We start from the raw sequence: 20441 nt of genomic DNA, 5'->3' as shown, positions 1-20441 counted from the left end.
CACACCGATCCACCATCAATTAGATTGTACGCAAGTAATTCTGTCAGATCACAAAGGCGGCCTGAATCCGAACAAGCGGACTTGCTATATCTGCGTGCGACAAGCTCACATAGTGTCTGTTCAGAACATCTCTCCGCCTCGAAGCATGGTCCAAAATCCGCAGACGAATCGCGCCCCCAAGCCTCAACCGAGCCCCGCACTCGCTAGTAGATTCCGCAGGTCGTGCAGCGTGAATGTTGGCGCGCGCACACGCTCAGCCATCTCCGTAACGTGATCGACCGACAAGCCTTCGAACAGCCTCACACGCCTATGCAGCCCCTTGCGTCGCTTTTCCGGTATCTCACGGTTCCGCTATCGGTAGTGTATGCGGCTTCTTGCCCTTGGTTTCCGGGATTGTCGGAACTACCTCGCCCCCTCTTCACTCTTGATCCACCTCCTTCGTTCTTGCGAAGTCTAGTCAACAGAGTCAGCCTGGGGCAGTTCCTCTTGACTTTGGGTAGCGCGACCAATCACGGACTGGAAATGAAAAGGCCCACACCGACAATCTGCCGATGTGGGCCTTTCAAATTTCTAGCGGTCCCGCCCTATATGTTCAGCCTCACCATATCTCCTGAGCTCGGCCATTGTCCCAACGGGACAATTCCGTGGGACAATCCGGGACACATGAAAGGCGGTCTTGGGACAAACCGGCAGTTTTACTCCTGCCCCTGACTCGTCAGGAACTCCTCGTAATTCCCGCCGAAGTCGAACAGCGTGCCGTCCGTGCGCACTTCGATGATCCGGTTCGCCAGCCCGCTCACGAACTCGCGGTCGTGCGACACGAAAATCAGCGTGCCTTCGAACTGCTCGAGCGCGATCTGCAGCGACTCGATCGATTCCATGTCCATGTGGTTGGTCGGCTCGTCCATCAGCAGCACGTTGTGGCGGCCGAGCATCAGCTTGCCCCAGATCATGCGGCCCTTCTCGCCGCCCGACAGCACCTTCACCGACTTCTTGATGTCGTCCGACGAGAACAGCAGACGGCCCAGCGTGCCGCGCACCATCGTTTCGTCGTCGCCGTCCTTGCGGTACTGGTCGATCCAGTCCATCAGCGTGATGTCGTTCGGGAATTCCTCGTACGTGTCCTGCGGCATGTAGCCGACATTCGCGTTCTCGGACCACTTCACCGTGCCGTGATCGAGCGGCAGCGTGCCGAGCAGCGAGCGCAGCAGCGTCGTCTTGCCCGCGCCGTTCTCGCCGATGATCGCGATGCGCTCGCCCGGCTGCACCGACAGGTTGAAGTTCTGGAAGATCGTGCGATCGTACTTCTTCGTGATCTCTTCGGCGACCACCGCGACGTTGTGGAGCTTCTTCTCGAACTCGAAGCGGATGAACGGGTTCTGTCGCGACGACGGCTTGAATTCCTCGATCTTGATCTTGTCGATCTGCTTCGCGCGGCTGGTTGCCTGGCGCGCCTTCGACTTGTTCGCCGAGAAGCGGCGCACGAAATCCTGCAGTTCGGCCACGCGCTCCTTCGCACGTGCGTTCGCCGCGGCCTGGCGTTCGCGCGCCTGTGCCGATGCGAGCATGTAGTCGTCGTAGTTGCCCGGCCAGACCTTCAGCGTGCCGAAGTCCATGTCGGCCATGTGCGTGCACACCGAGTTCAGGAAGTGACGATCGTGCGAGATGATGATCATCGTCGAGTTGTACTCGTTGAGCGTATGCTCGAGCCAACGGATCGAGTTGATGTCGAGGTTGTTGGTCGGTTCGTCGAGCAGCAGCACGTCCGGCTTCGAGAACAGCGCCTGCGCGAGCAGCACGCGCAGCTTCCAGCCCGGCGCGACGTCGGCCATCGTGCCGTTGTGGAACTTCTCCTCGATGCCGATGCCGAGCAGCAGCGCGCCCGCGCGCGCTTCGGCGTCGTAGCCGCCGTATTCGGCGAACTTGCCTTCGAGCTCGGCCGCGTGCATGTAGTCGTCGTCGGTGGCTTCCGGGTTCGCGTAGATCGCGTCACGCTCGGTCATCGCGGCCCACATCTCGGTGTGGCCCATCATCACGACGTCGAGCACGCGCACGTCCTCGTACGCGAACTGGTCCTGGCGCAGCTTGCCGAGGCGCACGTTCGGCTCCAGCGCGACGTTGCCGCCGCTGGGCTCGAGGTCGCCGCCGAGGATCTTCATGAAGGTCGACTTGCCACAGCCGTTTGCGCCGATCAGACCGTAGCGGTTGCCCTCGCCGAATTTGACCGAGATATTCTCGAACAAGGGCTTCGGCCCGAATTGCATCGTGATGTTGGCAGTAGAAAGCACGGCAGGTCCCGTTAAGAGAGAAATCGACGGAAAACCGTGTATTTTAGCAGGTGTCGGCGAAACTGCCGATCGCACCGCCCCGGCAGCCCATTCCAGGCCCGCCGCCCGGCGGCCCGTCAACACGACGGCACGCGCTCCACCGCCGTCTTACCGGAATCCCGCATGCTCGCCAGCCAGCTTCGCGAACAACTCGTCGGCGCATGGCGCCTCGTGTCCTACGAAGTCCGTCCGTGCGACGGCGGCGCGGTCGCCTATCCGCTCGGCCGCGACGTGCGCGGCTGGATCCTCTATACGCCGGACGGCTACATGTCCGCCCAGCTCATGGCCGCCGGTCGGCCGCGCTACTCGAACGGCGACCTCCAGGGCGGCACCGACGACGAATGCGCGGCCGCCGCGCGCGGCTATATCGCCTACTCCGGCCCCTTCCGGGTCGCCGACGACGGCACGCTGACCCACGAAATGGACGTCAGCCTGTTCCCGAACTGGATCGGCAACGTCCAGCAGCGGGCCGTCATGCTCGACGGCGATCGCCTGCAGCTCGGCACCGTCGCGCCGGTGCGGATCGATGGCCGCGAAGGCAACCCCGTGCTGCTGTGGGCGCGCGCGGGCCGCTGACGCGCATTACTTGCCGGCCTTCCTGGCCGCCTTCTGCGCCGCCTGAGCCTTCATCTGCCCGAACAGTTCCGAGCACGGCACGTCGCGGTTGTTGCTCGGCGCGATCAGCGGGATCAGCGCCGCGAACGGGTTGATCAGCCCGAGCCCGATCATCGCGCCGGCGCGCAGCGCGAGCGCGCCCGCATCGACGCCGACCTTCGGGTTCTTGAACGTGCCCTTCGCATACAACGGCGAGCGCAGCGAGAAGATCCGGAAGCCCTTCGTGTGCGGATGGATCTTCAGGTCGAGCGATTCGTCGCGCAGGTTGACCGGGCCGTCGACGTTGATGAGCGCATCGTCGGTATCGAGCGCGAAGACCTTCGGATCGAGCATGCCGTCGGTCGCCACGAAATCGATTGCCGCACAATTGATGTTGACGTCGCGGTTGCCGAACAGCTTCTCGTAGACGACGTTCGCGACGTTCAACCCCGCAGCCTCCATCAGCAAGCGGCTGATGCGGCCATTGGTGATCAGCGCCTTCACTTCGCCGGTGGACGTGGCCGCGAGCGCGGCCGGCGAATTGCCCGTTGCCGACAGCGACGCGTCGCCGTTGATTTCGCCGAACGCCGTCTGCATCACCTTCTGCGTCGGGAACAGCTGCTTGAGTTTCAGATGCCGCGCGGCCAGCGTGAAGCGGCCCTTGAGTGGCGTGCGGCTACCGTCGAGACGCGCGTTCGTCGCGAGCGTGCCGCCCGCGACGCCGAACTGCAGCGGCTCGAGCGACAGCACGCCGTCCTGCAGCAGGATGTGCGTGTACAGGTTGCTGATCGGCAACTGCGCGCTCTTGATCAGCTTGCGGCCGGTGAACTTCACGTCCGCATCGATCGCGCTCCAGCGTTCGGTACGGAACGTCTCCACCGGCAGCACGCGGTCCGGCGGCTGGCGCGTCGTGTCGCCGCGCTTGGCCTTGCTTGCGGCCGTATCGGCGCCGATCACCGGCGCGAGATCGGAGAACTGCAGCAGGTTCGACACGAGTTCGCCCGACAGCTTCGGCCGCGGCTCGCGCTGCGCCCACGTGAGCGTGCCGCCGAGATCGCTGCCGCCGACGCGGCCGTTGAAGTTCTCGTAGCGGAAGGTGCTCGCATGCGGCTTGAAGTTGCCGATCAGGCGCCCTTCGGTCGCGTAAGGCGGCGTATCGGGCAGCGTGATGCCGGTGAGCTGGTAAAGGTGCGACATCGACGTGCCCTGCAGCCACAACCGCAGGTCGAGCGACGCAAGATGCATCGGATCGGTCAGCGTGCCGACGATCGCGAGCCGCGTATCGCCGGCCTTCACGTCCGCCTGCAGCGGGAACGGTCGCGACGTATCCTGGATCGCGAGCACACCGCCAACCTTGCCGGTGCCGTTGATCGGCACGTTCTTGTAGCGGCCGTCGACCTTCAACCCGAAGGCATAGGTCGGGCCGGACGGCTTCGCGGGCGCCGCGGCCCCGCTCGCGCCGGACGCGGCAGTGGCCGCCGACGCGGACGAAGCGGATGAACCCGACGAACCGGAAGCAGCCGACGCAACGACACTCGCGGCCGACGCGCCCGAGGCCGCGGCCGCACTCACCCCCGACGCGCTCGACGCGGCTTCCGCATCGGCCTTGGCACCCAGTTGTGCGGCGCCATGCTTGCCGACGCGCTGCGCCGACGCCGCACGCGACGTCTGCTCCTGTTCCTTCAGCACGTCGCCGAGCGGGATCGGCTGGCCGAGCGTATCGATCGCGACGGTCAGGTCGGCCTTCGTGATCGCGTCACGATACGTGACGGTGCCTTTCGCGAAACCGAAGCTGTCGAGCCTCACCTTCCACCGCGACGGCTGCGACGATTGCTTGAACTGGAAGGTCCACGTATTGCTGCCGTCCGCGCGCCGCTCCAGATCGACGGCCGGATTCACGACGTCGATCGACGGGATGACGATTTCATGCGCGAGCAGCGGCAGGATCGCGAGATCGAAGTGCGCGGCATCGAGCGTCACGAACTTGGGCGCCTTCGCCCAGTCGGGATTGCCGATCTCGAGCTGCGTGGCCGAGAAGCTCGGCCAGGGCACCCACGCGCGCCAGCCGGTCTCGCCATCGGGGCGACGCCAGCCGACCTTGAGATCGCCGTTGATCGCGAACGGACGGCCGAGTGCGGTACTCACCTGCTCGTTGACCCACGGTTTCGCGCGATTCCAGTCGAACGTGAAGAGAAAGACGCCGGCCGCCGCGATGAGCACCGCGACGATACCGACGATCCATGCAGCCGATTTGCCGATGGCTCGGGTTAGCGTCATGGCGGTTCCGTTGTTGTTCTGAAGCGTTGCCGCACCATGCCGGTCCGCTTGCGTGGACGAACGGCGCACGACAACGGCGGCTTTTCAATCGGTATTATGACGCACGACATGGCGGCCTTCCGGCGCCATTAACGCTTTTTTTCATTTGTGACATGACATCCCCCACCGGCCTCATCGAAGCGCAGCACATCACGCGGCGCGATGCCAGCAGCGGCAAGACGCTGCTCGCCCCGACCGATTTCAGCCTCGCCGCGGGATCGAGAATTGCTGTGACGGGCCCGTCCGGGTCGGGCAAGAGCGTGCTGCTGCGCGCGCTCGCGTCGCTCGATCCGCTCGACGGCGGCCGCCTCCTGTGGCGCGGCCGCGGGATCCGGCGCAGTATGATTCCGCGCTACCGGCGCAGCGTCGCCTATGTCCGCCAGCGCCCCGCCCAGATGGACGGCACCGTCGAGTCCCAGCTGCGCTACCCGTACTCGCTCGCGATCTATCGCGACGTCGCGTTCGATCGCGCGCGCGCCGAAGCGCTCGCCGCGCAGGCCGGCCGCGGCGCCGACTTTCTCGACAAGCGCGCGAGCGACCTGTCCGGCGGCGAGGCGCAGATTACCGCGCTGCTGCGCGTGCTGCAGCTCGATCCCGACGTGCTGCTGCTCGACGAGCCCACCTCCGCGCTCGATCCCGAATCGGCGCGCGCGATCGAAGCGCTCGTCGGGGCGTGGTTCGACGCGGCGCCCGACGCACGCGCCTACATGTGGATCTCGCACGATCCGGCCCAGGCCGCGCGGATCGGCGCGATGCGGCTCGTGATGCAGGCCGGCGTATTGCGTGCGGCCAACCCGACGGAGGCTGTGCAATGAGCCCCGCCCTGCAGGACCTGAGCCTCGTCGACGTCGGCATCGCCGCCGCGCTCGTCGCCGTCAACGGCGCGATCTCGGCGGCGCTGTCGCTCGGCCTCGGCCGCAAGCTCGCGCTCGCGGCAGTGCGCACCGTCGTGCAGTTGCTCGCGATCGGCTACGTGCTCGGCTGGGTGTTCGGCCATCCGCACTGGTACGTCGTGCTGCCGCTCACCGCGCTGATGACGCTGATCGCCGGTTTCGCCGGCGCGGGGCGCGGCAAGCGCACGTACCGCGGCCAGCGCATCGACAGCATCGCGTCGATCTGGTTCAGCAGCTGGTTCGTCGCGGCGGTCGGCCTGTTCGTCGTGATCCGCATCCATCCGTGGTTCGCGCCGCAGTACGCGATCCCGATCCTCGGCATGATTCTCGGCAATACGCTGACGGGCGTCTCGCTCGGTGTCGAGCGGATGATGGAAGAGCTCACGGCGCGCCGCGATCGCGTCGAAACCGCGCTCGCGCTCGGCGCGACGCGCTGGGAAGCCGCGCAGGACGCCGCGCGCCAGGCCGTGCGTGCGGGCATGCTGCCGACGCTGAACCAGATGGCGGTGGTCGGCGTCGTGAGCCTGCCGGGGATGATGACGGGCCAGGTGCTGGCCGGCCAGTCGCCGCTGCAGGCCGTGCGTTACCAGATCGTGATCATGTTCCTGATCGCCGCGGCGTCCGCGCTCGGCACCGTCGGCGCGGTGCTGATGACCTATCGCCGGCTGTTCTCGGCCGATCACCGCTTTCTCGCGTCGCGGCTCGAAGAGCGCACGCACTGACGCGGCGGTAGCGCGCGCATGCGAAGTTTCATCGGGATGTCATGAGCGGAAGGACAGGATGCGGGCGAGCATGACGTGACATCCGCATGACGTCACGCATCGCGGTTGCACGGCCGTGGCGCCGTACCGCGGAGTACGCAGCGGACGCCTTACGACGGCGACACGGCACGACGTGCTCGCCGTGCTCGCGTGCCGCCCTGCCCGCTCCCCGCCAATCGAACCGGTTGCGCGCGCACCGGACGAAACGCCGGCCCGCGCACCGCTCAATGCTTGATCGACACCGTCACCTTGGTGCCGTCGCTCATCGTCACGGACTTCGACCCGCCGTTGGTCGGAACCGACACCCACTTCACCTGGCTTACCGACACGACGTCCGGACACTGCAGCGACTTGCCGCCGGCCGTCACGCTGCGCGTGCCCTTCGGCGCGGCCGCCTGGAAGCTCAACTGCACGTTGGCGACACCCTTTGCATCGACCGACGGTGCGAGCCGTACCTGGGTCTGCCGCACCATCGCGCCGTTCGCGTCGCGCGGCAGGTTGCCGGCGTTCGGACAGCCGTCCGGCATCGCGACCGCACCGCTCGGCGGCACCGACTTCCAGTTGAAATCGTCTGTCTCGCCCGAGCGGATCTTGCGGGTTTCCTGCGTATTGCCGAAGGTCTTCGAATCGACCTTGACGGTGTATTCGAGCTGTCCCGTCCCGCCGCCCTTCAGGCTGCCCTTGACCGGCGGCGCCGCGAATACGCTCGCGCTGACGCACGCCGCCGCGAACACGACCGACCACGATGCGGCGACCGACAAGCTGCGTTGGCTCATGCTGACCTCCTTGTAATGCGGCGGCACGCGCGTGCCGCGCGGTTTTCGATGCATGATGCGCTGCCAGTCTACCGCCAAGCGGGATGCAATGCGCCGCAAACGCATCGGGTGTTACCCCGCTTGCGTTCGCGGCGCCGCAACCTTACGCGCTGCCCTCAGAAGCCGCTCAACACCAGCTTGCCGATCGCGCGTCCGCCCTCGAGCATCTGGTGCGCGCGCCGCACGTTCTCGGCATTGATCGTGCCGAGCTGTTCGCCGAGCGTCGTGCGCAGCGTGCCGCCGTCGACGAGCCGCGCCACCTCGCTCAGGATCTTGTGCTGCTCGATCATGTCCGGCGTCTCGAACATCGCACGCGTGAACATGAACTCCCAGTGAAACGCGGCGCTCTTCGCCTTCAGCAATTCGACCGGCACCGGCTTCGCGTTCTCGACGATCGTGCAAATGCCGCCCTGCGGCCGGATGACTTCCGCGGCAGCCGGGAAATGATGGTCGGTATCGTTGAAGATCAGCACGTAGTCCACGGCCGGATGGCCGGCCTCGCGCAATTGCGCCGGCAGATCGCCGAAATGGTCGACCACCGCATCCGCGCCCAGCGCGCGCACCCATTCGGCCGACGCCGGCCGCGACGCGGTCGCGATCACGTGCAGCTTGCCGAGCGTCTTCGCGAGCTGGATCGCAATCGAGCCCACGCCGCCCGCGCCGCCGATGATCAGCACCGACTTGCCGGCGTCCGCGCCCTGCGGCGACACGCGCAACCGGTCGAACAGCGCTTCCCACGCGGTCAGCGCGGTGAGCGGCAACGCGGCGGCCGCCGCGAAGTCGAGCGTGCGCGGCTTCAGCGCGGCGATCCGCTCGTCGACCGCGTGGAATTCGCTGTTCGCGCCGGGCCGCGTGATGCTGCCCGCGTAGAACACTTCGTCGCCGGGCCGGAACAGCGTGACCTCGGCGCCGACCGCGACGACCGTGCCGGCCGCATCCCAGCCGAGCACGCGCGGCGTCTCCTCGATCTGCGACTTCGGCGCCCGCACCTTGGTGTCGACCGGGTTCACGGAAATCGCGTCGACCTTCACGAGCAGATCGCGCGGGCCCGGCACGGGCTGCGGCAGTTCGACGTCGAGCAACGCTTGCGGGTCGTCGATCGGCAGATAACGGGTCAATCCAACGGCTTTCATCTCGATACTCCTTTCAGGGAATCCGGCAGGCTGCGGCGCAACCTCCATACGTGCCATCGTAGGCGCCCCGATCATTCGAGAAAACCGCTATATTTCCTGAAACATTTTCAGGAATTTCAGAATAATGAGGTCCGAACCAATTTCGGCGCCCGACAAGCCGCTCGACCTGCTCGACGTCGCGCTGTTCGTGCGCGCGGCACTGCTCGCGAACGTCAGCGCCGCCGGGCGCGAATTCGGCGTGTCGGCCGCCGTCGCCAGCGCGCGCATCGCGCAACTCGAACGCCAGCTCGGCGCGCGGCTGCTGCACCGCACCACGCGCCGCATCAGCCTCACGCAGGATGGCGAAGTCTTCATGGCGCGCGCCGACGCGCTGCTGGCGGCCGCCGATGCCGCGCGCGCATCGGTCGGCCACGGCCGCAGCGAGCCGTACGGGCGGCTGAAGGTGTCGATGTCGTCGTCGTTCGGCCGCCAGCACGTCGCGCCGGTGATTCCGGCGTTCCTGCGCCGCTACCCGTCCGTGTCGCTCGATCTGCGGCTGTCCGACGAGATCATCGATCTGGTCGACGACGGCTACGACGTCGCGATCCGCCTCGGCGCGCTGAAGGATTCGACGCTCGTCGCCCGCAAGCTCGCCGTCAATCGCCGCGTGCTGTGCTGCTCGCCCGCCTATCTCGCCGAACGCGGCACGCCGCGCCATCCGGCCGACCTGACGCAGCACGAATGCGTGATCCTCGGCGACCAGCGCGACTGGTCGTTCGCGACGCCGCAGGGCCCGTTCACGGTGCGGGTCGGCGGGCGGCTCGTCGCGAGCAACGGCGAGGCGATCCGCGAAGCGCTCGTCGACGGCTTCGGGATCGCGATCAAGTCGACCTGGGACGTCGGTCCGCTGCTCGCCAGCGGCGCGCTCGTCACCGTGCTCGACGACTACCCGTTCGCCGAGGACGTCGCGATCTGGGCCGTTTATCCGAGCCGCGCGCACGTGCCGCTGAAAACGCTCGCGTTCATCGCGTTCCTGGCCGAGCATTTCGGCGATCCGCCGTACTGGGACCGAGCGGACGGGCGATAGCGGCGGCGTTCGATTCGCGCGGCGGGCGTGCCGGTTCGAGTCCGGCCTCAGGATTCGTACCTGCCGCGATCGCCCGTCCCGGCCAACCGGCTACAATGGCGCGTTCGCGTCGCAATGGCCCGCAGCCGCATGAGGCCCGCGTTCGCAGGCGGCCGCCCGTGGGCCGCGCGCGTCATTCATCCGTCTTCCTACCACTCGTCATGACCCACAATCTCGTCATCCAGAGTCTTTCGCCGCTGTCGGACGCCCATCACAAACCGCTGCTCGCGCTGTCGCGCGGCACCCGCATCGTGCAGACCGACGATCACGCGCTGCGCGTCGAAAACGCGAGCCCGGCGCAGCGCCTCGACATCGACGCATACTGCGGCACGCATGCGCTCGACTTCGGCTTCGTCGAGGCCGGTCTCTCGCTCGGCGATTTCGGGCTCGCGGTGATGGACATGGATTCGACGCTGATCACGATCGAATGCATCGACGAGATCGCCGATTTCTGCGGACTGAAAACGCAGGTCGCCGAGATCACCGAAGCGGCGATGCGCGGCGAGATCCGCGATTTCAACGAAAGCCTCACGCGCCGCGTCGCGCTGCTGGCCGGGCTCGACGCGCACGCGCTCGAGCGCGTGTACGAAGAACGGCTGCAACTGTCGCCGGGCGCCGAGACGATGCTGGCCGGCGTGAAGGCCGCCGGCATGAAGACGCTGCTCGTGTCGGGCGGCTTCACGTTCTTCACCGAGCGGCTGAAAGCCCGCCTCGGCATCGACTACGCGCATGCGAACACGCTCGAGATCGTCGACGGCAAGCTCACCGGCAAGGTGCTCGGCGAGATCGTCAACGCCGACGTGAAGGCGCGCCTGCTGCGCGAGACATGCGCGTCGCTCGGCCTCGAGCCGCGCCGTGCGATCGCGATGGGCGACGGCTCGAACGACCTGAAGATGATGGCCGAAGCCGGGCTGTCGGTTGCGTTCCACGCGAAGCCCGTCGTGCGCGACGCGGCGACGGTCGCGTTCGACCATGTCGGCCTCGACGGGTTGCTGCGACTGTTCTGATCCCGCCGCACCCTCAATGAAAAACGCCGGCGCGATAGGGCATCGCGCCGGCGTTTCGTTTTCGTGCCGGACGTTGCCGGCCGGCGATCAGCCGAGTGCGGCCTGCATCGCGCGCTCGATGTCCGCGCGCAAATCGGCTTCTTCTTCCAGACCGACGTAGAAACGCACCAGCGTGCCGCGATGCGGCCAGTCCGGACGCATCGACGCGACGTCGTAAGGCATCGCGAGGCTGCATGCGCCGCCCCAGCTCCAGCCGATCGCGAACAGCTCGAGCGACTCGACGAAACGGTCGACCTGCTCCGCGCTGTAGCGTGCGTCGAACACCACCGAGAACAGCCCGCCCGCGCCGGTGAAATCGCGCATGAACGACGCGTGCCCCGGGCAGTCGGCGATCTGCGGATGCAGCACCGCCGCGATCTCCGGCCGCGCCTTCAGCCATTGCGCGAGCGCGAGCGCGCTCTTGCCGTGCGCGTCGAAGCGCACCTGCATGCTCGGCAGACTGCGCAGCACGAGCGAGCAATCGTCGACCGACACGCCGATCCCGCAGCGCATCCGCGCGAGCTTCAGCTTCGCGTGAAGTTCCGCGTTCGCGGTGATCGTCGCGCCCATCAGCACGTCGCTGCCGCCCGACTGGTACTTGGTCAGCGCCTGCACCGAAATGTCGACGCCGTGCTCGAACGGCTTGAACGCGAGGCCCGCCGAATAGGTGTTGTCGATCGCGGTGACGATGCCGCGCGCCTTCGCGGCCGCGGTGATCGCCTGCACGTCGGGCACTTCCATCGTCACCGAGCCGGGCGCCTCGATCCAGATCAGGCGCGTGTTCGGCTGGATCAGCTCGGCGATGCCGGCGCCGATCAACGGATCGTAAAAACGCACGACGATGCCGAAATCGTTCGCGAGCCAGTTGCCGAAATCGGCGTTCGGGCCGTACACGTTATGCGGAATCAGCACGTCGTCGCCCGCTTTCACGAGCCCGAAGTAGACGTTCATGATCGCCGCGAGGCCCGACGGCTGCAGCAGCGCGTGCGTGCCGCCCTCGATCTCGGCGAGCCGTTGCGCGAGCGCGAGCGACGTCGGCGTCGCGTGCAGCCCGTAGCGCCACTGGTTGTCGTCGTGCCAGACCAGCGCGCGCATCGTCGCGAGATCGGGGAACACGACCGTCGACGCGCGCGCGACCGGCGGCACGAACGAACGGAAGCCTTCGGGAATGACGTCGTCGGGTTGCACGATGCGGGTTTGCAGCGCGCGCTTGGAAGTGGATGCAGTCATGACTGGAGGCCGGGCACGAGGCCGTTCGGTTGCGGAATATGTCGCTAGAGTAGCCAAAATCGGCGCGCTTGGCCCGGTACAATGCGCGCCGCGCGCACCGAGCCAGCACGCACTCAGTCGTCGGTACGCAAGTTGACGACGCCGCCCACCGTCTCGATTTCGCGCACGCGGCCGTCGCGCACCTGCAGCGCCGCGCGCTTGCCCGGCGCCAGACGCAGCACGACCGGCTGCGGATCCGATTCGTCCGAATTCATCCGGTCGGCCTTCAGGTCGCCCGTCGCGTCGAAACGGCCGATCCACACACCGGTGATGTTCGTGCCATCGTTCGACTCCTCGATCTCGAGCGTATCGCCGTCGCGGTCGCCCGCGAGCAGCACCACCTCGCCCGTGTCGGCGAACTGGTATTCGCCGTGCACGCCTTCCTCGTCCGTCTTGGGGCCGAGATGCACCACGATCGGCCGATCGCCGAGCGTGCCTTCGTAGCGCGGCAGGCGGGAGAACTCGGGATTCGGCTTCAGCGGCCGCGCCGGCGCCGGTTCATCCTGCTGCACGCCGGGTGCCACCGCCTGCGCCGCGACCACCGTCGGCATCATGATGCCCGCTGCGAGCGCGCCCGCGACGACGAGCGCCCGTTGCCATTCCGAATATCGACCCACCTTGTGTTGCTCCTTGCTTCAGATTCGCCCGACCATCGCGGACCGTGCCGGGTCGAGACCCGGCGCTTGCGTCACCGCGCAAGCCTGCGCCGTGAATGCGTCGGCGTGCGCGTTTCGCGTCAGCCCTGCATCAGGCTTTCCACCGCATCGCGGCGCGGAATCGGCGCGACCGCGCCGTAACCGGTCGTCGACAGCGCCGCCGCCGCGTTCGCATAACGCGCGGCCGCGAACGGATCGTCGCCCGCGACGATCCGCGCGACGAACGCGCCGCCGAAACAGTCGCCCGCGCCGGTCGCGTCGACGGCATCGACCGCGAAGCCCGGCACGACGCGCCGCTCGTGCGGCGTCGCGACATACGCGCCTTCCTTGCCGAGCTTCAGCGCGACGACCTGCGGGCCGTGTTCGAGCATCGCGTCGACGATCGCGTCGCGATCGTTCGCGCCCGTGAGCGCCGTGACGTCGTCCCAGCTCGGCAGGCAGATGTCCGTCTGGCGCAGCGCCTCGCGCATCACCGCACGGGCACGCGGCAGCGGCCACAGCTTCAGGCGCAGGTTCGTGTCGAAGCTGACCTTCGCGCCGTTGCGACGCGCATGGTCGATCGCCGCGAATGCCGCGTCGCACGCGGCCGTGCTGATCGCAAGACTGATGCCCGACAGGTGCACGGCCTTCGCGGCCGCCAGCGCGTCGAGCGGCAGGTCGCCCGTCGCATAGCGGCTCGCAGCCGACCCCGCGCGCAGATAGTCGAACTGGTGGCCGCCGACGCCGTGCGTGACGAAATACACGCCGGTCGGCGCCGTGCGGTCGATTCGCACGTACGTCGTGTCGACCTGCTCCGCCGCCCACATGTCGGCCAGCAGGCGGCCGAACGGATCATCGCCGATCGCCGACACGAAGCCCGTCGATGCGCCCTGGCGCGCCGCCGCGATGCAGAAGTTCGACGTGTCGCCGCCGAAGCCCTGCAGGAATTCAGGGTGCCCCGGCTGCGACTGGTTGAATTCGATCATCGCCTCGCCGAGCGCGAGGATCTCCGGAAATGCAGCGGCCATCGATTACACCTCGCCCCACAGATCGTGGCCGTCGGCGCCCGTGATCTTCACGGACACGAAATCGCCGACCTTGTAGCGCTTCGATGCCTTCGCCGCCGGCTCGACATAGACGACGCCGTCGATCTCCGGCGCGTCGGCTGCCGTACGGCCGATGCCGCCCTCTGCGCCGACTTCGTCGATCAGCACCTTGAGCGTCTTGCCGACCTTGCGCTGCATGCGGTTCGCCGACACTTCCTCGGCCACTTCCATGAAGCGCGCACGACGTTCCTCGCGAACCTCGTCCGGCAGCGCGCCGTCCAGGTCGTTCGCGGTCGCGCCTTCGACCGGCGAATACGCGAAACAGCCGACGCGATCGAGTTCCGCTTCGCGGACGAAGTCGAGCAGCGTTTCGAACTGTTCTTCCGTCTCGCCGGGGAAGCCCGCGATGAACGTGCTGCGGATCGTCAGGTCGGGGCAGATCTCGCGCCACTTCTGCACGCGCTCGAGCACCTTCTCGGCGTTCGCCGGACGCTTCATGCGCTTGAGCACTTCCGGGTGCGCGTGCTGGAACGGCACGTCGAGATACGGCAGCACGTGGCCCTTGAACGGACCTTCGGCCATCAGCGGAATCACTTCGTCGACGCTCGGATACGGATACACGTAGTGCAGGCGCACCCAGGCGCCGTACTGCGCGGCGAGTTCGCCCAGCGCGGCGACCAGGTCGGTCATGCGCGTCTTGATCGGCTTGCCGTTCCAGAAGCCCGTGCGGTACTTCACGTCGACGCCGTATGCGCTCGTGTCCTGCGAGATCACGAGCAGTTCCTTCACGCCCGACTTGAACAGGTTCTCTGCTTCCAGCATCACTTCGGCGACCGGGCGCGACACGAGGTCGCCGCGCATCGACGGGATGATGCAGAACGTGCAACGGTGGTTGCAGCCTTCGGAGATCTTCAGGTACGCGTAGTGACGCGGCGTGAGCTTGATGCCGGCCGCGGGCACGAGGTCGACGAACGGATCGTGCGGCTTCGGCAGGTGCGAATGCACGGCCTGCATCACTTCGCCCACCGCGTGCGGGCCGGTGACGGCGAGCACCTTCGGGTGGACTTCCTCGATCAGGTTCGAGCCGCTCGCGCTCGACTTCGCGCCGAGGCAGCCGGTGACGATCACCTTGCCGTTCTCGGTCAGCGCTTCGCCGATCGCGTCGAGGCTTTCCTGCACGGCTTCGTCGATGAAGCCGCAGGTGTTCACGACGACGAGGTCGGCGCCGTCGTAGGTGCCGGAGATTTCATAACCTTCGGCGCGCAGTTGCGTGATGATTTGTTCGGAATCGACGAGCGCCTTCGGGCAGCCGAGGGATACGAACCCTACTTTGGGGGATTGAGACATCTGGAATGTGGGGGCCTGGCAGCAAAAGCGTGAGTTTACAGCGATTTAGGGGCGGCGAGGCAAAACAAGCGGCCGGCGGCGAGTTGGAGCTGGATGCATCCCGTTCACGTCGGGGTGAGGGCCTATCGACATGCCATCAACGCCGCGCCCACCAAGGCCAGCGTACCGGGACCGCATCCAGCTGCAATTCGAAGCGCCATGCATCGCGTCCTAGGTGAGCTGCGCCATGTTCAATACGGTTCAGCAAGCATAACGGCACCGCGCACGCCATCGTTATTAACGCCGACTTAAGGACGCGCCTTAATGTACGCCGAACAATGCGCAGTATCGACAGGTTTGGGGTCGTAACCACGAAAGAACTGAAGGAAAGCGGTGCATTAAACTCGTTCGCATTCTCAAACTCTGACGAAAAATCGATGCTGCAAGATTAAACTGCCCTGCATCCTTCTTGTTGGTGGCGGTTACGCCCGCCACCAAAGCATCAACAATTGACGCCTCCCGAAATTAAAATACGGACTTACGATGCAAATACCTGCCACAAACCGCTACCATTATCACGATTGAGCAGACGCGCCCCCGTGATGAGGTATTGGAAGCCCTGGCTAGCACCGTAGCCATTAGTATCCAGAATGCCTGACAGAGTACCAATCCCAGAACTAAAAGTAGCTACTAAATAGATTACGTCTGTGTCGCTCAACCTTGAATCATTGGTTTTCGGTTGAGCGGAATATTTAAAGACAGTCCAATTGATGGTAACACCAGGCATAGCAGTGCTCGTGAACGATTGCAACTTATACCCACCATTATCCACGTGATTGTCGGTGAACATTCCCAAATAAGTACCATCAAAGCCATTTTTTAGCGTGACCTGATCACCGCTATAAACCAGGCCGTCGCTGCCAGAGGACGCCACCTTGCTTATGATCCATTTCGTTTGCTTTTCGTGATTCGTAGTGGCCGCATACGCCCCAACCATGTCGCCACTTCCATTCGACAGCGACTGACCCACACCGAGATAGCCGTTCTCCCAAGGGTTTCCGACTGTTTTTTGGTAACCGTTGGCGAGGCGAATGCTACCGTCATATTGAACAAATGCCATTTTTACTCTCCAGATTAAAACATATTGATTGAAGTGAATGCACTCAAAGCCCGCTAGTCGCTAACATTTTTTTGAGGCCATGACGTGGCGCAAAAAAGCTCGCGCAAAGTCAAAATACGTCCGTTCCGGCACATATTCCATTACACCCGATTACACGAAATCAACCTGCCCGAATTTAGAAAGTCATAATCCGAATAAGCGTGAAAATCGCGGCTGTTACGCCCCTCCGTCGGTCTCATCCTACGGCGACGCCCAAGTCACCGCTCGCATCGCGACGATCATGATTCGCGTCGGCGAGCCAAAATGAACGATCGGCTGCGGCGCAATGGGCAGCCGACAAGGACAGGGAGCTTGATGCGTCCCCTTCACTCCGGGACCTGCTTACCATCAGCGGCACGTCAGCAGGGGCACGCAGTGGTTCCTGCGCGTGGTCGAGGACGGTCACAGGTGCCAGCCGGCTCTGTGCGGGTGTGTCGTTCGACGAATCGGAGCGGTGACGTCATTTCCCGGATGCGCGGGCATTAGAATCGACACGGATTCGAGCACCCGCTATGCGAAAATGCGGCATCCGCTCTCTCCAATCGATACCCAACGGGGCCCGCATGACCACCCACATCACGATCGAATTCACCGAGCACGCCGCGGAAACCATCGGCGAGCAAACCAGCACCAGTTTTTCCTACGATCAAGGTGCGCACGTGCCGCAACCTGGCGATTTCGTCGAGCTCGAGAATTCGCATCAGACATTTCTCGTGATCGGCCGCGTGTTTTCGCTCAAAGCGAACTACAGCGCCGTCAAGCTCGTGCTCGACCTTCCTCCGTCGGACGACGATCAGGATTTCGGTTCGGCGCACTGAGCAGCGACGGAACGCGTCGCGCTCATCCGCACCACTGACCGTTGCGCGTCGCGCAACGCGGCTGCGGCCCCAGCCCGCGGCGCCGCAGGCCAGCCCTAGCCCGTCGATTCGAACGCCAGGCCGTGCCCGAACAACCCGAAACGCTGCGCGTCAGTGCGCATCCGGAAACACCGGCGCCTTCAGACACCGATCGAACCACGCGGCATCGCTGCCACCTGCGAGCGGCCACAACTCCGCGTCGAGTTGCGGCAGACCGGTCACCGGCACCGGCGTACGGTTCTCGCCACCGGACGCCGCGGCACGCACCCATCCCGCCTGCGCGCTGTCGCCGTCGCATGCATGCGCGCCTTGCGCTTCGCAGAACGCCACCGGATGCACCTTCCCGCCGTCGGCCGCGCTCACCAGGCGGTACTGATAGACCGCGCCGGTCGCCCAGTCCTCGCTCTGGCTGCACACCCGTGCGTGATGCTGCACATGAATCGCGCCGAAACACGCATAGGAAACGCGCGCGCCGCTCGCATCATCGGGGATGAAATCGCAGTTTGCGTCGAAGCCGGCCAGCGGGCCGCCGCTGTATTTCGCGAGCCACTGCCGCTCGGCCAGTGCGCGCCCGATCAGCCCTTCACCCGATCGGTCGGCCAGCACCGCGGTGCGCCGATCGAAGGCCTTGCGCACTTCGTCGACGGCCAGCCGATGGCCGTCGTAATCGGTATCGAGCCGTTTGTTGCGCGCGTCGAGCCAGCGACGCTGGCTACGCACCAGCATGTCGCGGACGGCGGTATCCGGCGCGGCCTGCAGCGCGCCCGCATAGGCCGCATTCATCCGCGCATCGGCCGCGCGCAGCGCGGGGCTCGCGCAAATGCGCTTCTCGATCGGCTGGACGGCTTTGGCGCAATCCATCGCAAAGCCCGGCACGGCCAGGCCGACACCCATCGTGAACATCGCAGCAAGACCGGCCAGCCTGCCGGTCGATGCCGTTCGAATCCGTCGCATGCTCTCTCTCAGTCGGTTTGTTTTTCTCGGCCGCCCGCATCGACGCGGCATCGCACATCTCGCCATGCATGGCACTCGCCAGCGCATTTCGCGCAGCGCCGCTCATGGTACGACAGGCAAGCGCCCGCGCGGGCACGAGCGCGCACCATCGGGCACGGTGCGTCCCGGTTTTCATTCGTATGGACTGGATCTCGATCGACTGGACAACGGCAATGCCCGCGCACACGGGGCACGGGCATTCGGTGCCGACGATCCTGAACGACCGTCGGCGATCTTTCGGCAGGCGGCGGCGCATCGTCGTCCGAATGCACGACGGCGACCGGCCGCCCCGCTTCGCGGCGCCGACGCCCGACGGCTCGCGCCGCCCCGGCCGGCCTGCCGCGAATCCTTTACTTCTTTTCGGGCTCCGATGCGCCCGGCTGCTTGAACGGGAACGTGCTGAACATCGACTTCGCCTGGTTCTGCATCTGCTCCTGCATCTGCACGAACATGTTCTTCGACTGCTCGATGTAGCTCGTCATCATCCCTTGCATCATCGGCGCCTGCATGTTCATGAACTGCGACCAGACTTCCGGATTCATCGCGTTACCTTCGTAGAGGTTCTTCGATTGATCGGTGAGCTTGTTCTGGATGTCGATGAATGCCTGGATGTTCTTTTCCAGGTACGTGCCCATCATGCCCTGCATCGCATGACCGTAGAAACGGATGATCTGCGACAGCATCGACGACGAGAACATCGGCACGCCACCGCTCTCCTCCTCGAGGATGATCTGCAGGAGGATGCTGCGCGTCAGGTCTTCGTTGGATTTCGCGTCGACGACCTTGAAATCCTCCTGCTCGAGCACGAGCTGCTTCACGTCGGTGAGCGTAATGTACGTGCTTGTCTCGGTATCGTAGAGCCGGCGGTTCGGGTACTTCTTGATGAGCCGTTCGGCCGTCTTCTTTGTAGTAGTCATGTAACGCCTTTGAGTGCAGCGTAGCGCAAGTGACGAATCCCCGCCGCCCGAATCCGGGAGGCGGGGGCCTTCGGAAAACGTCCGGCTGCGCGGCCACCCGGCCCGCGCAGCCCGGACGCTCAGCCCATGTGCAGGCCGCCGTTCAGCGAGAAGTCGGCGCCCGTCGCGAAGCCGGAATCGTTCGACGCGAGCCAAGCGACGATCGAGCCGATTTCCTCCGGCCCGCCGAGACGCCGCACCGGAATCGTCGCGACGATCTTCTCGAGCACGTCGGGGCGGATCGCCTTCACCATGTCGGTGCCGATGTAGCCCGGCGACACGGTGTTGACCGTCACGCCCTTCGTCGCGACTTCCTGCGCGAGCGACATCGTGAAGCCGTGAATGCCGGCCTTCGCGGTCGAGTAGTTCGTCTGGCCGAATTGCCCCTTCTGGCCGTTCACCGACGAAATGTTGATGATGCGGCCCCAGCCACGTTCGACCATCCCGTCGATCACCTGCTTCGTCACGTTGAACAGGCTCGTCAGGTTGGTGTCGATCACGGCGGTCCAGTCTTCGTGCGTCATCTTGCGGAACACGACGTCGCGCGTGATGCCCGCGTTGTTGACCAGCACGTCGATCTCGCCGACTTCCGCCTTGACCTTGTCGAACGCTTCCTTGGTCGAGTCCCAGTCGCCGACGTTGCCTTCCGACGCGATGAAGTCGTACCCGAGCGCCTTCTGCTCCTCGAGCCATTTCACCCGGCGCGGCGAGTTCGGGCCGCAACCTGCGACCACCTTGAAGCCGTCTTTCGACAGGCGCTGGCAGATGCTGGTGCCGATGCCGCCCATCCCGCCCGTTACGTACGCAATTCGCTGAGACATAAATCTCACTCCATTTTTTGGTTTCGAGAGCTGCCGAAGGCCCCCTCTGACTTCACGTGACGCCGGCCGAAGCCGCAATCGGCCGGCGCACGGATTCGGTTCGCCGGTGGCGAACGGCCGGTCACGGACGGCCGGTTACGGACGCTCGACCGCGAGCGCGACACCCATCCCGCCGCCGATGCACAGCGACGCCAGCCCGCGCTTCGCATCGCGCTTGACCATCTCGTGCAGCAGCGTCACCAGGATCCGGCAGCCCGACGCACCGATCGGGTGGCCGATCGCGATCGCCCCGCCGTTCACGTTCACCTTCGACGTGTCCCAGCCCATCTGCTTGTGCACCGCCAGCGCCTGCGCCGCGAACGCTTCGTTGATTTCCATCAGGTCCAGGT

The 20441-nt window shown here is 65.4% G+C and carries 18 protein-coding genes and 1 pseudogene; 6 read left to right on the top strand and 13 right to left on the bottom strand.

Annotation, left to right across the window (positions count from 1 at the left end; translation table 11 throughout):
• Positions 1-695: 695 nt before the first annotated feature.
• A complete protein-coding gene (locus tag C4B30_RS33485) occupies positions 696-2288 on the bottom strand; it encodes an ABC-F family ATPase (protein ID WP_027784549.1) in 1593 nt (530 codons plus the stop codon).
• Between the two features lie 162 nt (positions 2289-2450).
• On the opposite strand from C4B30_RS33485, the gene C4B30_RS33480 reads away from it, so the two are divergent.
• The gene (locus tag C4B30_RS33480) at positions 2451-2903 is read left to right on the top strand and encodes a lipocalin-like domain-containing protein (protein WP_027784550.1); all 453 of its coding nucleotides are present in this window, start codon (positions 2451-2453) and stop codon (positions 2901-2903) included.
• 6 nt (positions 2904-2909) lie between these two features.
• On the opposite strand, the gene C4B30_RS33475 is transcribed toward C4B30_RS33480, so the two are convergent.
• Positions 2910-5198, bottom strand: a complete 2289-nt coding sequence (locus tag C4B30_RS33475) for an AsmA family protein (protein ID WP_027784551.1) — start codon at positions 5196-5198, stop codon at positions 2910-2912.
• A gap of 152 nt (positions 5199-5350) precedes the next feature.
• Here C4B30_RS33475 and C4B30_RS33470 point away from each other — a divergent pair, with 152 nt between their 5' ends.
• On the top strand, positions 5351-6052 hold the full coding sequence (locus C4B30_RS33470) for an ABC transporter ATP-binding protein (RefSeq protein ID WP_027784552.1): 702 nt from the start codon (positions 5351-5353) through the stop codon (positions 6050-6052).
• Positions 6049-6852, top strand: a complete 804-nt coding sequence (locus C4B30_RS33465; RefSeq protein WP_027784553.1) for an ABC transporter permease — start codon at positions 6049-6051, stop codon at positions 6850-6852. Before C4B30_RS33470 ends, C4B30_RS33465 begins: the two co-directional genes overlap by 4 nt.
• A 263-nt stretch (positions 6853-7115) precedes the next feature.
• On the opposite strand, the gene C4B30_RS33460 is transcribed toward C4B30_RS33465, so the two are convergent.
• Together C4B30_RS33460 and C4B30_RS33455 are read right to left on the bottom strand one after the other, a co-directional pair.
• Complete coding sequence (locus C4B30_RS33460; RefSeq protein ID WP_027784554.1) at positions 7116-7667, bottom strand: DUF6013 family protein; 552 nt, start codon at positions 7665-7667, stop codon at positions 7116-7118.
• 155 nt (positions 7668-7822) lie between these two features.
• Positions 7823-8839: a zinc-binding alcohol dehydrogenase family protein gene (locus tag C4B30_RS33455; RefSeq protein ID WP_027784555.1), complete on the bottom strand. Its 1017-nt coding sequence runs from the start codon at positions 8837-8839 to the stop codon at positions 7823-7825.
• A 124-nt stretch (positions 8840-8963) separates the two neighbouring features.
• On the opposite strand from C4B30_RS33455, the gene C4B30_RS33450 reads away from it, so the two are divergent.
• Entirely contained in the window at positions 8964-9905 is a 942-nt protein-coding gene (locus C4B30_RS33450) for a LysR family transcriptional regulator (protein ID WP_027784556.1), read from the top strand.
• 200 nt (positions 9906-10105) lie between these two features.
• Positions 10106-10951: a phosphoserine phosphatase SerB gene (gene serB / locus C4B30_RS33445; protein WP_027784557.1), complete on the top strand. Its 846-nt coding sequence runs from the start codon at positions 10106-10108 to the stop codon at positions 10949-10951.
• Between the two features lie 87 nt (positions 10952-11038).
• Here serB and C4B30_RS33440 read toward each other — a convergent pair whose 3' ends face one another.
• The 5 genes from C4B30_RS33440 to C4B30_RS35485 all read right to left on the bottom strand — a co-directional run bounded on the left by C4B30_RS33440 (position 11039) and on the right by C4B30_RS35485 (position 16386).
• Positions 11039-12220, bottom strand: a complete 1182-nt coding sequence (locus C4B30_RS33440) for a cystathionine beta-lyase (protein WP_027784558.1) — start codon at positions 12218-12220, stop codon at positions 11039-11041.
• 113 nt (positions 12221-12333) lie between these two features.
• Positions 12334-12876, bottom strand: a complete 543-nt coding sequence (locus tag C4B30_RS33435; protein WP_027784559.1) for a hypothetical protein — start codon at positions 12874-12876, stop codon at positions 12334-12336.
• A gap of 119 nt (positions 12877-12995) precedes the next feature.
• Positions 12996-13922, bottom strand: coding sequence for a sugar kinase (locus C4B30_RS33430; protein ID WP_027784560.1), 927 nt, complete (start codon positions 13920-13922; stop codon positions 12996-12998).
• A gap of 3 nt (positions 13923-13925) precedes the next feature.
• Complete coding sequence (gene rimO, locus C4B30_RS33425) at positions 13926-15287, bottom strand: 30S ribosomal protein S12 methylthiotransferase RimO (protein WP_027784561.1); 1362 nt, start codon at positions 15285-15287, stop codon at positions 13926-13928.
• A 517-nt stretch (positions 15288-15804) separates the two neighbouring features.
• The gene (locus C4B30_RS35485; protein ID WP_155257371.1) at positions 15805-16386 is read right to left on the bottom strand and encodes a hypothetical protein; all 582 of its coding nucleotides are present in this window, start codon (positions 16384-16386) and stop codon (positions 15805-15807) included.
• Between the two features lie 602 nt (positions 16387-16988).
• On the opposite strand from C4B30_RS35485, the gene C4B30_RS33420 reads away from it, so the two are divergent.
• Positions 16989-17243: a hypothetical protein gene (locus C4B30_RS33420; protein WP_027784562.1), complete on the top strand. Its 255-nt coding sequence runs from the start codon at positions 16989-16991 to the stop codon at positions 17241-17243.
• A 150-nt stretch (positions 17244-17393) separates the two neighbouring features.
• Here C4B30_RS33420 and C4B30_RS33415 read toward each other — a convergent pair whose 3' ends face one another.
• From C4B30_RS33415 to C4B30_RS33400, 4 genes and pseudogenes are all read right to left on the bottom strand, one after another.
• Positions 17394-18236: a lysozyme inhibitor LprI family protein gene (locus C4B30_RS33415; RefSeq protein WP_027784563.1), complete on the bottom strand. Its 843-nt coding sequence runs from the start codon at positions 18234-18236 to the stop codon at positions 17394-17396.
• A gap of 389 nt (positions 18237-18625) precedes the next feature.
• The gene (gene phaR, locus C4B30_RS33410) at positions 18626-19192 is read right to left on the bottom strand and encodes a polyhydroxyalkanoate synthesis repressor PhaR (protein WP_027784564.1); all 567 of its coding nucleotides are present in this window, start codon (positions 19190-19192) and stop codon (positions 18626-18628) included.
• Positions 19193-19311: 119 nt separating this feature from the next.
• Positions 19312-20052: a 3-ketoacyl-ACP reductase gene (locus tag C4B30_RS33405; RefSeq protein ID WP_027784565.1), complete on the bottom strand. Its 741-nt coding sequence runs from the start codon at positions 20050-20052 to the stop codon at positions 19312-19314.
• A gap of 135 nt (positions 20053-20187) precedes the next feature.
• Positions 20188-20441 (bottom strand): annotated as a pseudogene (locus C4B30_RS33400) (acetyl-CoA C-acetyltransferase); the annotation flags it as partial.

It is taken from the genome of Burkholderia sp. BE12, assembly GCF_002959955.1.
Lineage (GTDB): Bacteria > Pseudomonadota > Gammaproteobacteria > Burkholderiales > Burkholderiaceae > Burkholderia.
The sequence above is the reverse complement of the archived record's forward strand: the minus strand, read 5'-3'. Positions and strand labels throughout refer to the sequence as shown.